Below are 12,718 nucleotides of genomic sequence, written 5' to 3' on the forward strand. Positions count from 1 at the left end.
GCGCACTCGCCCGGCGTGCAGATCTCCAGCAAGGCCGCCAGCGGCGGCATCATGGAGGGGCTCAAGCGCTCCGTGCTCTGCGGTGAGTCCTTCTTCTCGACGACGTACACCGCCCCCGCCGAGGGCGGGTGGGTCGACATCGCCGGCGTCCTGCCCGGCGGCATGCTGGCGCTCGAGATCCAGCCCGATCGCCCCTGCTTCGTCGTCAGCGGCAACTGGATGGCCAACAGTGAGGGCATGGAGGTCACCTCGCAGTTCGGTGGCATGAAGAACCTCTTCGGCGGCGAGGGCGGCTTCGGCCTCGAGGCCAGCGGTCAGGGCCTCAGCGTCTACGGCGCGGTCGCCGTCATGGACCTCGCTCCGGGCGAGCGTGACGTCATCCACACCGGGCACGTCATCGCCTACGACCTGGGGATGCAGTTCACAACGCGTCGGGCGGTCGAAGGACGCTCGATCCAGTCGATGAAGTCCGGTGAAGGGCTCGTTTCAACTTCGTCGGGCCCGGGCGCGTGCTCCTGCAGTCACGCAACCCGCAGGCGTTCGCGGAGTGGGCCGCCAAGCTCATGCCCTCGACGAACGAGCAGGGCGGCCTCGGCGGGCTGTTCAACTGACCGCCAGGGCGTCAGGGCCGCGGCGTCGCGCGTCGGGCGATGGCGGCGCTCGCGGCCGACGTGCCGAGGGTGCCGAACACGCCGCCCCACTCCCCCTGCACGCGGCTCGCGATGAACGCGTCGCTGACGCTCGACGGCGCGCTGCGCAGCAGCAGGCTCGCCTGGAGGACGACGGCCATTCGAGCGCTGATGTCGCGGGCGCGGTACTCCGCGTCGTCGGGCGTCAACGACACGACGTCGGCGAGCACCTGTTTCGTCGCGACGTCGAGCCCGGGGTGGTCGCCGCGGGTCACGTCGAGCTCGCGGCTGAAGGCCTCGAACGCCTCCGGCGAACGCGTCAGGGCGCGCAGGACGTCGAGGGCGTTGACGCTGCCCGAGCCCTCCCAGATCGAGTTGAGCGGCGACTCGCGGAACAGCAGCGGCATGCCCGACTCCTCGACGTACCCGTTGCCGCCGAGGCATTCGAGGGCCTCGGCGACGTGCATCGGCGTGCGCTTGCACACCCAGAACTTTGCGAGCGGCAGTGCGAAGCGACGGAACGCGCGCTCGTGCTCGCTGCCGGGATCGCCTGATTCGATACGGTCGACGCTCGCCGCGAGGCGCATGCCGAGCGCCGTCGCGGCCTCCGACTCGATCGCGAGATCGGCGAGGACGTTCTGCATCGCGGGCTTGTCGGCGAGGACGCCGCCGAAGGCATGCCGACGCGCGGTGTACCAGGCCGCCTCGCTCGTCGCGCGACGCATGAGCCCGGCCGAGCCGAGGACGCAGTCGAGCCGCGTCGCGCTCACCATCTCGATGATCGTGCGCACGCCCGCACCCTCGTCACCGAGGCGAGTGGCGTAGGCGTCGTGGAACTCGAGTTCGCTGCTCGCGTTGGAGCGGTTGCCGAGCTTGTCCTTGAGCCGGACGATGCGCAGCGCGTTGCGAGTGCCGTCAGGGTGCACGCGCGGCACGACGAAGCAGGTCAGCCCGCCGGGAGCCTGCGCGAGGACGAGGAACAGATCGTTCGTCGGCGCGCTCGTGAACCACTTGTGCCCGCGCAGCGAATAGACGGCGGCGCCGTCGTCGTCGAAACCCGACGGGGTGGCCTCGGTGACGTTGGTGCGCACGTCGGAGCCGCCCTGTTTCTCCGTCATCCCCATCCCCGCGAGCAGCCCCTCCTTGCTCGCCGCGGGCAGATCGCCGGGCTCGTAGACGCTCGCCGCGAGGCCGTCGGCGTAACGCTGCGTCAGCGCCTCGTCCGCGCGCAGGGCGGGGACGGCGGCATGGGTCATCGTCAGCGGACAGACGTGCCCGGGCTCGACACCGGACCACGTGATGAAGCCCGCTGCCCGCCGCAGGTGAGCGTCCGCCGACGCGTCCTGCCAGGGCGCGCCCGCGAGACCGAACTCGACGCCGCGGCGCATGAGCCAGTGCCAGGACGGGTGGAACTCGACGGCGTCGGTACGCGCGCCGAACCGGTCGACGGCGCGATGCCGCGGCGTGAACGTGTTCGCAGCCATGCCGTGTTCGCGAGCCTCCTCGCTGCCGGCCATGACACCGAGCTCGCGCAGGGGGCCGAGAACGTCGGCATGCTCGTGCGAGGCGAACGCGCTCGCCGCGTCCTTGAGCGCCTCGTCGGCGTCGACGGCGTCGAACCCGGCCATGACGTCGGCCTGATTGGTTGGTGTGAGCGCGAACACGTCAGTCATGCCGCCACTGTAGATCGCCGGCCCGGTGCCCGGGCGGCGTCTGCGCGCAGGAGTCTACGCCGACCGCACGGCGCGGGCCCGCCAATGCGGCGCGGGCCCATCAGTCCGGCGCGAACCGTCACCCACAGTGACGGCGACCCACGCACGGCGCACGGTCGGCCTCGCGAGCCCTCGTCAGCGGCGAGCGATGTCGAGGCTCGCCTTGATGAGCGGCCACTGCGCCGGGACCCGCGCGAGCATGCCGGCGAGGCGCGCCTGCTTGCCCGGCGTGGAGCGGCGTCGGACACTCGCCTGCGCCTGACGCGCCATCTCGACGTTCGCGGGCAGCACGGCGACGAGCAGGGCGGCAGAGGCGTAACCCGCGGCTCGGCGCGTCGCAGGGTTGACGAGACCCGCGGCGCAGACGAGTTCGGCGACACCGCTGAGGTAGACGAGTTCGCGCGCCTTGGGTAGCAGCGGCGGAATGGTCGGCTCGAACACCTGCGGGCGCACGAGGTGCGTCACGCCGGAGACGACGTACGCGCCGACGAGCCCGCGCATCAGGGGCGGAAGTTCACGAAGACCGGTGACAGGATTCATGCCCCCACCCCATCACATCGCCCTGACAACGCCGTTGAAACGGGTCGAAGTGCGGGGGCAGGGCGCTCGTCCCATCGATAAGCGGTGCCACCGCGTCGCCTCTGCGACGGCGCCGCCGCATCAGAGGATGACGGTCGCGAACGTCCCGACGCGTTCGAACCCGGCGCGTTCGTACGCACGCAGCGCGGGGGTGTTGTACCCGTTGACGTAGAGGCTGACGGTGGGCGCGAGCTCCGCCTCGACCAGGTCGACGACGCGCGCCATGCACGGTGCGGCGAGCCCGCGGCCGCGCCAGGCGGGGTCGATCCACACACCCTGAATCTGTGCCACGCCCGAGGCGAGCGATCCGACGTCGGCCTTGAACCGTACGCGCGCACCGTCCATCAGGACGAAGGTGCGCCCACCCATGACGAGGCGCTGCACCCCGGCGCGGTAGGCCGCGGCACTGCCGACGTAGGGCGCGTAGCCGATCTCCTCGGTGAACATCGCCGCGGCCGCAGGCACGATGGCGTCGACCTCGTCGAGTCGGGCCAGGCGCACGCGCGGTTCGGGCTCGATGCCCTGACGCTCGCGCGCCTCCCGCGAGGCGACCATGAGCGGCTGCTCGGGGCGGAACGAGCGCGCCGGCGCGTACGAACGCGACACGAGCTGCCACAGCGGCAGCACCTGCTCGGCCGGCCCGAACAGCGAACTGACGCGGCGTCGCGCACACTTGACGCGGGCCGCGTAGCGTTCCAGATCGTCAGGGCTCGCCTCGACGGGGACGAGATTCGCCGACGCCCACAGCATCGAGCGCAGCGGCCGTTGACTGGACTCGAGCGAGCGAGCGCCGCCTCGACCCAGCCCGTCGGCATCGAACCCCGAAGAGTCCGCCCCTGCCGCGAGTGGCTGGCCAACGTCACCGTCGAGACCGAAGGCAGCGCTCGTCGAACCGAGCGCGCCCTCGTCGAGGCGGGCGGCGACGAAGACGTTCGTCACCGGGTCGAGGTCGCACAACGCCCGCGCGCCGGCGCGGTCGCCGGCGTCGAGGGCTCGCACCCCCGAACCTCGCAGCATGCCGGCGTCAGCCGACCGAGACGGTGGGGCCGGCGCCGTCGGCGCCCGCGTCCTCGCCCATCTCCTCGGCGATGCGCATCGCCTCCTCGATGAGCGTCTCGACGATCTGGCTCTCCGGCACCGTCTTGATGACCTCACCCTTGACGAAGATCTGGCCCTTGCCGTTGCCGGAGGCGACGCCGAGGTCGGCCTCGCGCGCCTCACCGGGGCCGTTGACGACGCAGCCCATCACGGCGACGCGCAGCGGCACCTCCATGCCCTCGAGGCCCTTCGTCACCTGCTCGGCGAGGGTGTAGACGTCGACCTGCGCGCGCCCGCAGCTCGGGCAGCTGACGATCTCGAGCTTGCGCGGCTTGAGGTTGAGCGACTGCAGGATCATGTTGCCGACCTTGACCTCCTCGACCGGCGGGGCCGAGAGGCTGACGCGGATCGTATCGCCGATGCCGCGGCTCAGCAGCGCGCCGAACGCGGTCGCCGACTTGATCGTGCCCTGGAACGCGGGCCCGGCCTCGGTCACACCGAGGTGCAGCGGCCAGTCGCCCCGCTCGGAGAGCATCTCGTAGGCGCGCACCATGACGACGGGGTCGTTGTGCTTGACGGAGATCTTGAAGTCGTGGAAGTCGTGCTCCTCGAACAGCGACGCCTCCCACACGGCCGACTCGACGAGCGCCTCGGCCGTCGGCTTGCCGTACTTCTCGAGCAGTCGCTTGTCGAGCGAACCGGCGTTGACACCGATGCGGATGGAGACCCCGGCGTCCTTCGCCTCCTTGGCGATCTGCTTGACCTGATCGTCGAACTTGCGGATGTTGCCCGGGTTGACGCGCACACCCGCACACCCCGCCTCGATCGCCGCGTAGACGTACTTCGGCTGGAAGTGGATGTCGGCGATGACGGGGATCTGCGCCTTGCGAGCGATGGCGGGCAGCGCCTCCGCGTCGTCCTGGCTCGGGCACGCGACACGGACGATGTCGCACCCGGTGGCCGTCAGCTCGGCGATCTGCTGGAGCGTGGCGTTGATGTCGGTCGTCGGCGTCGTCGTCATCGACTGCACCGAGATGGGGGCGTCTCCCCCGACCTCGACCTTGCCGACCTTGATCTTGCGCGTCTTGCGACGAGGAGCGATGACCGGCGCGGGCGCCGAGGGCATACCGAGAGAAACCGACATGAGCCCATCTTACGACTGCCGCGCGACGCCCTGGGCTGGGCCGAGACTCACTGGATGGTGATGGGTTTCACGACGTCGGCGTAGATGAGCAGCACCGACATCCCGATGAGGACGAGCGAGACGGCGTACGCGACCGGCAGCGCCTTCGTCACGTCGACGTAGACGGGGCCGGCGACGCCGCGCGCCCGCGCGATGGGCCGCTTGATCGCCTCCCACAGCGCACCCGCGATGTGGCCGCCGTCGAGGGGCAGCAGCGGGATGAGGTTGAACACGAACAACGCGAGGTTGAGGGAGGCGAGCAGGTTGAGCAGCAGCAGCACCTTCTGGCCGAGTTCGACCTTCGACGACTCGGCGACGTCGCCCGCGATGCGCGTCACCCCGACGACGGAGATCGGCCCGTTCGGATCGCGCGCCTCGTCGCTGAACGCCGCCTGCGCGACGCCCTTCATCTTCTCCGGTATGTGCAGCACGACGCCCGCCGTCTGCTTGATGCTCGTGCCGAGCATGCCGGGGACAGCACCCGGGCCCTGACGCTGCAACGTGTACTGACCGATCGACAGCCCGACGTACCCGGCGTCGATCATGACGTTCTGGCCACCCGCGTCGGTGACGGGGTTGCCGTCGGCGTCGAGTTTCGCCACCTTCGTCGTCCTCGGCGTGACCTGCAGCGTCTGCTGCCGGCCGTCACGCTCGACGACGAACGGGATCTTCTCGCCGCCGTGCGCGCGGATGACGCGGGTCGCCTCGAGGTTGCTGTTCACCTTCTGCCCCGCGACCGAGATGATGACGTCATCGAGCTTCAACCCGCTCGAGGCCGCCGGCGCCTCCTGCCCCGTCGGGCACTTCTGACCGGGTTCGACCTTCGTCAGGCACGTCGTCAGCGACGTCACCTTCGTGCCGGTGAGCTTCGGCAGGCCGACGCCGCACACCATGACGGTCATGACGACCGCAGCGATGACGAGGTTCATGAACGGCCCACCGAACATGACGGTGACCTTCTGCCACGTCTTGAGCTTGTAGAAGACGCGGTTCTCGTCACCGGGGCGCAGCTCCTCGAAGGTCTGCTCACGCACCTCGTCGGCGAGCTGGCTGAACCGACCGGTCGACGAGGCGCGCACGGAGCCGTCCGGGTCGCCCGCCTTCGGCGGGTACATGCCGATCATGCGCACGTAACCGCCGAGCGGGATGCCTTTGACGCCGTACTCGGTCTCGCCGCGCTTCTTCGACCACAGCGTCGGGCCGAAGCCGATCATGTACTGCGGCACGCGGACGCCGAACTTCTTCGCGGGCACCATGTGCCCCATCTCGTGCAGCGCGATCGAGGCAGCCACGCCGACGATCATGAACAGCACCCCGAGGACGAACAGCATCAGCGCAGCCCCTTCTCGATCAGCGTGTGCGCGGTGCGGCGCGCCCATGTCTCTGCGGCGAGGACGGCGTCGACGTCAGGTTCGCCGCTCTCGGGCGCGTGCTGGTCGACGACCTTCTCGACGGTTTCGACGATGTCGAGGAAGCCGATGCGCCCGTCGTGGAAGGCCTCGACGCACTCTTCGTTGGCCGCGTTGTAGACGGCCGGGTACGTCGAGCCGGCCTCACCCACCTGACGGGCGAGGCGAACGGCGGGGAACGCCTCGTCGTCGAGAGGTTCGAACCGCCAGTCCATCGCCTTCGTCCAGTCGATCGGTGTCTCCACGCCCGCGATGCGGTGCGGCCAGTCGAGGCCCATCGCGATCGGCACGAGCATCGTCGGCAGGCCGAGCTGCGCGACGACGGCGCCGTCGACGAACTCGACCATCGAGTGGATGTACTGCTGCGGGTGCACGACCGTCTCGACACGATCGATCGGGATGTCGAACAGCAGGTGCGCCTCGATCACCTCGAGGCCCTTGTTGACGAGCGTCGCCGAGTTGGTGGTGATGACCTTGCCCATCGCGAAGTTGGGGTGCTTCAGGGCTTGTGCGGGTGTGACGTCGGCCAGCGCGGCGCGGCTCATGCCGCGAAACGGCCCTCCACTGGCAGTGACGACGAGTTTGCGCACCTCGTCGTGCGTACCGGAGGTGAGCGCCTGCGCGATGGCCGAGTGCTCCGAGTCGACGGGCACGATCTGCCCGGGCCTTTCGAGACGCTTGACGATCGGGCCACCGACGATGAGCGACTCCTTGTTCGCGAGCGCCAGTGTGCTGCCCGCCTCGAGCGCTGCGATCGTCGGGCGCAGACCGATCGAACCGGTGATGCCGTTGAGAACGACGTCCGCACCGACGCTCGCGACCTGCACCGACGCGTCGTCACCACTGACGACGCGGCTGACAACCTGCTTGCCTGCGCCCGACGCCGCATCGGCGATGAGCGTCTCGAGCCGTGCCGCGTCACCGGAGGCGATACCGACGAGCTCGACGTCGAACTCGACGGCCTGACGCGCGACGAGCTCGAGGTCGCGCCCGCCGGAGCTGAGCGCGACGATGCGGAAGCGCTCGGGGTTGTTCCGCGCGATCTGGCACGCCTGGGTGCCGATCGAACCGGTGGAGCCGAGCAGGGAGACGGTGCGCTGGGTGGTCACGCCCCCATTGTGTACGAGACGTCTGACAACCGCCCCCGAGCCCGCTGCGACGAACCATCGCTCACGACGCGAGGCGTCGCCACTCAGCGCCTCAGTGAGACGCGGTGACGGCCGCCGCTCGCCCGGACGTCAGCACTCGATGACGTTGACAGCCAGCCCGCCGCGTGCCGTCTCCTTGTACTTGACGCTCATGTCGCGGCCGGTCTCGCGCATCGTCTTCATCGCCTGGTCGAGGCTGACGGTGTGCTTGCCGTCACCGCGACGCGACAGGCGAGCGGCGTTGATCGCCTTCATCGAGGCGATCGCGTTGCGTTCGATGCACGGGATCTGCACGAGCCCGCCGACGGGGTCGCACGTCAAGCCGAGGTTGTGCTCGATGCCGATCTCGGCGGCGTTCTCGACCTGCTCGGGGTTGCCGCCGATGACCTCGCACAACGCACCGGACGCCATCGCGCACGCCGAACCGACCTCGCCCTGGCAGCCGACCTCGGCGCCCGAGATGGAGGCGTTCTCCTTGAACAGGATGCCGATGGCCGCAGCCGTCAGCAGGAACCGGACGATGCCGTCCTCATCGGCGCCGGGGACGAACTTGACGTAGTACTTGAGGACGGCGGGGATGATGCCGGCCGCACCGTTCGTCGGCGCGGTGACGACGCGGCCGCCCGCGGCGTTCTCCTCGTTGACGGCCATGGCGAACAGGTTGACCCAGTCCATGACATCGAGCGGGTCGATCGGGTAGCCGGGCTCGACCTGCTGCTGCAGCGCACGGTGGATGGCGGGGGCGCGGCGCGGCACCTTGAGCCCGCCGGGGAGGGTGCCCTCGGTCGAGAAACCGTTGGTGATGCACTGATCCATGACCGACCACAGGTGCAGCATGCCCGAGCGCACCTCCTCCTCGGTGCGCCACGACAGCTCGTTGCGCATCATGACCTCGCTGATCGGCAGACCCGTGCGCGCACAGATCTCGAGCAGTTCCTTGCCCGTGTTGAACGGGAACTCGACGGGCGTCGTGTCCTGCACGACACGGTCGGCGCCGAGCGCGTCCTCGTCGACGACGAACCCGCCTCCGACGGAGTAGTAGACGCGCTCGAGAAGCACCGATCCGTCAGCGCCGAGCGCCCGAGCGATCATGCCGTTCGGGTGCCCGGGCAGCGTCTTGCGGCGGTGCAGGACGAGGTCGTCGTCGTCGAGGGGCACCTCGCGCAGGCCGCCGAGCAGAAGGCGGTGGGTCTCCTTGACCGCGTGGAAACGCGCGTCCGCGGTGTCGGTGTCGACCGTCTCCGGGTCCTCACCCATCAGGCCGAGGACGACCGCCTTGTCGGAGCCGTGCCCGTGGCCGGTCTGCCCGAGCGACCCGCACAGTTCGACCTGGACGCGCGCGACGTCGTCGAACAGCCCTGCCACGCGCAAGGATTCGAGGAACCGCCCCGCGGCTCGCATGGGACCGACGGTGTGGGACGACGAGGGTCCGATACCGATCGAGTACAGTTCGAATGCACTCAGCGCCATGCCACACCATCCATCATGCGGACAGATTCGCACACAATGTGGCCACACGAGTAATCGAGGCCCCCCTCAGGTATGTGGGCAGCGCAGGTGACTCACCGGTAGCCTGCGGAGCATGACTGATACGACGCGAGAATTCGACATCGTCCTCTACGGCGCGACCGGGTTCGTCGGCCGGCTCGTCGCGAAGCACCTCGCCGAGCACGCGCCGAATGACATCCGCATCGCCCTCGCCGGACGCACCGCCTCGAAGGTCGAGAAGGTGCGCGACGACCTGAGCACCGAGGCCGCAGCCGCCGCCGGTTGGGGCATCGTGACAGCCGACTCCGGCGACGAGGCGTCGCTGCACGCCCTCGCGAACCGGGCACGCGTCGTCATCTCCACCGTCGGCCCGTACGCGCGCCACGGCCTGCCGCTCGTCGGCGCCTGTGCCGAGGCCGGCACCCACTACGTCGACCTCACCGGCGAGGTGCTCTTCGCCCACGACTGCATCGACCGCTACGACGCGACGGCCCGCGCGAACGGCGCACGTATCGTCAACTCGTGCGGCTACGACTCGGTGCCCTCCGACCTCGGCGTCTTCCTGCTCGCCCAGACGGCGCGTGAGGCCGGTGACGGGGAACTCACGGCGACGACCGAGTACGCGTCGATGAAGGGCGGCATGAGCGGCGGGACGATCGCCTCGGCGATGCAGCAGGCCGACGACATCGCCGACGACCCCGCTCGCCGCAAGATCGCCGGCGACAAGTTCTCCCTCTCCCCCGACCGCTCGCGCGAGCCGAGCGGCGAGTTCAAGGACTCGCTGTCGGTGTGGTACTCCGACGACGTCGACGCGTGGGTCGCGCCGTTCCTCATGGCCTCCTACAACACGCGCATCGTGCGCCGCAGCAACGCGCTGCTCGGCCACGTGTACGGCTCGGGTTTCCGCTACCGCGAGGTGATGAAGGCCGGCAAGGGCGTCAAGGGTCGCGCGATGGCGTACGCCGTCGCGGGTGCGCTGGGGGCGGGCTTCGGCGCGATGGGCGTCAAGCGTCTGCGCCCGCTGCTCGAACGCCTCGTCCCCGCGCCGGGCAGCGGCCCGAGCGAGGAAGCGCGCGAGAAGGGCTTCTTCCGCATGGACATCCGCTCGACGACGACGAGCGGCGCCCGCTACCGCTCGATCGTCGCCTCGCAGGGCGACCCGGGCTACAAGGCGACGGCCGTCATGCTCGGCGAGGCGGCCGTGACGCTGGCGCTCGGCGACCTGCCGACGCTGCCCGGCGAGGCGGACGGCGGCGTCCTCACGCCCGCAGTCGCCCTCGGGGCGCCGTACGCCGAGCGCCTGCGTCAGCACGGCGTGACGCTCGAGGTGACGAAGCTCGGCTGATTTCGAAAGCTCGGCTGAGTTCGAGTGACGTAGCGTTCGTCCCCGGGACCGATGCGGTGCCGGGGACGAACCGTTCTCGGCATGCGCCGAGATCGGCAGCCGCCGCGCCGAGGTGCAGCACCAGCTCGTCATAGCCGGCGCGGACGACGCCGCGCGGCGTCGCGAACGTCACGAGTGGTGGCGCAGCACCTCACCGAGAGCGTCGAGGACGCTGGCATCCTCGATCGTGCCGGGCACCTGGGGCGTCTCACCGTCGGCCATCTGGCGCATCGTCTTGCGCAGGATCTTGCCCGATCGCGTCTTCGGCAGGGCCTGGACGACGTCGACGTCGCTGAGCGAGGCGAGCGCCCCGACCTCGGCGCGCACGCGCGCCTTGAGTTCGTCGCGGACGGTGAGCAACTCGTCGTCGGTGTACTCCCGCCCGGCCTTGAGCACGACGAGCGCCCGCGGCACCTGGCCCTTGAGCTGGTCGGCGACCCCGATGACGGCGCACTCGGCGACGGCGGGGTGCCCCGCGAGCGCGGCCTCGAGGGCGCCCGTCGACAGGCGATGCCCCGCGACGTTGAGCACGTCGTCGGTGCGGCCCATGATCCACACGTACCCGTCGTCGTCGATGTAGCCGCCGTCACCGGTGAGGTAATAGCCCTCGAACGCGGACAGGTAGGAGCTGACGTAGCGCTCGTCGCCACCCCACAGCGTCGCGAGCGTACCGGGCGGCAGCGGCAGCTTGAGGCACACGGCACCCTCGGCGCCTGGTTCGACGGGCGAGCCGTCGGGCGCGAGCACCTGCACGTCGTAGCCGGGCAGGGGCTTGGTCGCCGATCCGGGCTTCGGCGCGAACGACTCGATGCCGACCGGGTTCGCGACGATGGGCCACCCCGTCTCCGTCTGCCACCAGTTGTCGACGACCGGCACCCCGAGCTTGTCGTGCGCCCAGGCGTAGGTGTCGGGGTCGAGGCGCTCACCGGCGAGGAAGAGCGTCCGCAACGACGACAGGTCGTGCCCGGCGATCAACGAGCCGTCCGGATCCTCCTTCTTGATCGCGCGGATCGCCGTCGGCGCCGTGAACAGGCCCGCGACGCCGTACTGCTCGACGATGCGCCAGAACGCGCCGGCGTCCGGGGTGCCGACGGGCTTGCCCTCGTACAGCACCGTCGTCAGGCCCGCGAACAGCGGCGCGTAGGCGATGTAGGAGTGGCCGACCACCCAGCCGACGTCGCTGGCCGTGAACCACACGTCACCGGCCTCCACGCCGTAGACGTGCTTCATCGACCACGTCAGGGCCACGGCGTGGCCACCGTTGTCACGCACGATGCCCTTCGGCCGCCCCGTCGTGCCGGAGGTGTAGAGGATGTAGAGCGGGTCGGTGGCCGCGACGGCGACGCAGCCGGCGGGCTGCACCGCACCGGGCGCCATGACCTGCGCCCAGTCGAAGTCCTTCTCCCCCAGGCTCGCCTCGCACTGCGGGCGCTGCACGATGACGCAGTGCCCCACCTCGTGCGACGCGCGGGCGAGTGCCGCGTCGAGCATCGGCTTGTACTCGATGACGCGGGTGCGCTCGACGCCGCAGCTCGCGGACAGCACGACCTTGGGCTGGGCGTCGTCGATGCGTGCGGCCAGCTCGGTGGGCGCAAAGCCGCCGAACACAACCGAGTGCACCGCCCCGATGCGCGCGCAGACGAGCATCGAGATGACGGCCTCCGCGATCATCGGCATGTAGATGACGACCCGGTCGCCCTTCTCCACCCCGAGCGCCTGGAGCACCCCGGCGAGGCGGGCGACCTCGTCGAGCAGTTCGGCGTAGGTGTACGTGCGGCTCGTGCCGGTGACGGCGCTGTCGTGGATGAGCGCCGGCTGATCGGCGCGGCCGGTGATGACGTGCCGGTCGAGCGCGTTGTAGCAGGTGTTGAGCCGCGCGTCGGGAAACCAGCGGTACAGCGGGGCGCTCGAGGCGTCGAGCGCCCGCTTGGGTCGGGTGATCCAGTCGACGCCGCTGGCGGCCTCGAGCCAGAACCCCTCGGGGTCGTCGAGGCTGCGCGCGTGGAGTGAGGCGTGGTCGAACGTGACGTCGGTCATACACCCATCTTGCCTCGTGATGGCGAGGTTCCGGGTGAGTTCGCCGCCGTGCTCGGCGACGAATCGCTCGTGTGCCACGCTTGGCCTCATGCTTCGTGAGATCCACTCGGC

9 protein-coding genes and 1 pseudogene are annotated in these 12,718 nt (G+C 70.1%); 2 read left to right on the forward strand and 8 right to left on the reverse strand.

Going from position 1 to position 12,718, the window contains the following annotated elements:
* Nucleotides 1-51: 51 nt before the first annotated feature.
* Nucleotides 52-447, forward strand: a pseudogene (locus tag B2284_RS14430) (AIM24 family protein); the annotation flags it as partial.
* Between the two features lie 175 nt (nucleotides 448-622).
* On the opposite strand, the gene B2284_RS04065 reads toward B2284_RS14430, so the two are convergent.
* From B2284_RS04065 to B2284_RS04095, 7 genes are all read right to left on the reverse strand, one after another.
* Nucleotides 623-2,302, reverse strand: a complete 1,680-nt coding sequence (locus B2284_RS04065; protein ID WP_006944872.1) for an acyl-CoA dehydrogenase family protein — start codon at nucleotides 2,300-2,302, stop codon at nucleotides 623-625.
* Between the two features lie 174 nt (nucleotides 2,303-2,476).
* Nucleotides 2,477-2,881 carry a DoxX family protein gene (locus tag B2284_RS04070; RefSeq protein WP_062257400.1) on the reverse strand — a complete coding sequence of 135 codons (405 nt, stop codon included), beginning with the start codon at nucleotides 2,879-2,881 and terminating at the stop codon, nucleotides 2,477-2,479.
* 120 nt (nucleotides 2,882-3,001) lie between these two features.
* Complete coding sequence (locus tag B2284_RS04075; RefSeq protein WP_286697231.1) at nucleotides 3,002-3,919, reverse strand: GNAT family N-acetyltransferase; 918 nt, start codon at nucleotides 3,917-3,919, stop codon at nucleotides 3,002-3,004.
* Nucleotides 3,920-3,944: 25 nt separating this feature from the next.
* Nucleotides 3,945-5,102: a flavodoxin-dependent (E)-4-hydroxy-3-methylbut-2-enyl-diphosphate synthase gene (gene ispG / locus B2284_RS04080; RefSeq protein ID WP_062257398.1), complete on the reverse strand. Its 1,158-nt coding sequence runs from the start codon at nucleotides 5,100-5,102 to the stop codon at nucleotides 3,945-3,947.
* A 47-nt stretch (nucleotides 5,103-5,149) separates the two neighbouring features.
* Entirely contained in the window at nucleotides 5,150-6,472 is a 1,323-nt protein-coding gene (locus B2284_RS04085) for a M50 family metallopeptidase (RefSeq protein WP_074039832.1), read from the reverse strand.
* A complete protein-coding gene (dxr, locus tag B2284_RS04090) occupies nucleotides 6,472-7,659 on the reverse strand; it encodes a 1-deoxy-D-xylulose-5-phosphate reductoisomerase (protein WP_115297189.1) in 1,188 nt (395 codons plus the stop codon). The genes B2284_RS04085 and dxr overlap by 1 nt, the downstream gene beginning before the upstream one ends.
* Before the next feature lie 129 nt (nucleotides 7,660-7,788).
* Nucleotides 7,789-9,168 carry an L-serine ammonia-lyase gene (locus tag B2284_RS04095; protein WP_286697232.1) on the reverse strand — a complete coding sequence of 460 codons (1,380 nt, stop codon included), beginning with the start codon at nucleotides 9,166-9,168 and terminating at the stop codon, nucleotides 7,789-7,791.
* A 112-nt stretch (nucleotides 9,169-9,280) separates the two neighbouring features.
* Here B2284_RS04095 and B2284_RS04100 point away from each other — a divergent pair, with 112 nt between their 5' ends.
* The gene (locus B2284_RS04100) at nucleotides 9,281-10,531 is read left to right on the forward strand and encodes a saccharopine dehydrogenase family protein (RefSeq protein ID WP_006944880.1); all 1,251 of its coding nucleotides are present in this window, start codon (nucleotides 9,281-9,283) and stop codon (nucleotides 10,529-10,531) included.
* A 168-nt stretch (nucleotides 10,532-10,699) separates the two neighbouring features.
* Here the strand turns inward: B2284_RS04100 and B2284_RS04105 are convergent, their stop codons facing one another.
* The gene (locus B2284_RS04105) at nucleotides 10,700-12,607 is read right to left on the reverse strand and encodes an acetate--CoA ligase (RefSeq protein WP_286697233.1); all 1,908 of its coding nucleotides are present in this window, start codon (nucleotides 12,605-12,607) and stop codon (nucleotides 10,700-10,702) included.
* Between the last annotated feature and the right edge of the window lie 111 nt (nucleotides 12,608-12,718).

This window comes from Dermacoccus sp. UBA1591, from assembly GCF_002322065.1.
GTDB lineage: Bacteria > Actinomycetota > Actinomycetes > Actinomycetales > Dermatophilaceae > Dermacoccus > Dermacoccus nishinomiyaensis.

Bases quoted from the DNA above. Each gene is read 5' to 3' on its own strand.
- B2284_RS04065 (WP_006944872.1), bottom strand. From the start codon at position 2,302: ATGACTGACGTGTTCGCGCTCACACCAACCAATCAGGCCGACGTCATG.
- B2284_RS04070 (WP_062257400.1), bottom strand. From the start codon at position 2,881: ATGAATCCTGTCACCGGTCTTCGTGAACTTCCGCCCCTGATGCGCGGG.
- ispG (WP_062257398.1), bottom strand. From the start codon at position 5,102: ATGTCGGTTTCTCTCGGTATGCCCTCGGCGCCCGCGCCGGTCATCGCT.
- B2284_RS04085 (WP_074039832.1), bottom strand. From the start codon at position 6,472: ATGCTGTTCGTCCTCGGGGTGCTGTTCATGATCGTCGGCGTGGCTGCC.
- B2284_RS04095 (WP_286697232.1), bottom strand. From the start codon at position 9,168: ATGGCGCTGAGTGCATTCGAACTGTACTCGATCGGTATCGGACCCTCG.
- B2284_RS04100 (WP_006944880.1), top strand. From the start codon at position 9,281: ATGACTGATACGACGCGAGAATTCGACATCGTCCTCTACGGCGCGACC.
- B2284_RS04105 (WP_286697233.1), bottom strand. From the start codon at position 12,607: ATGACCGACGTCACGTTCGACCACGCCTCACTCCACGCGCGCAGCCTC.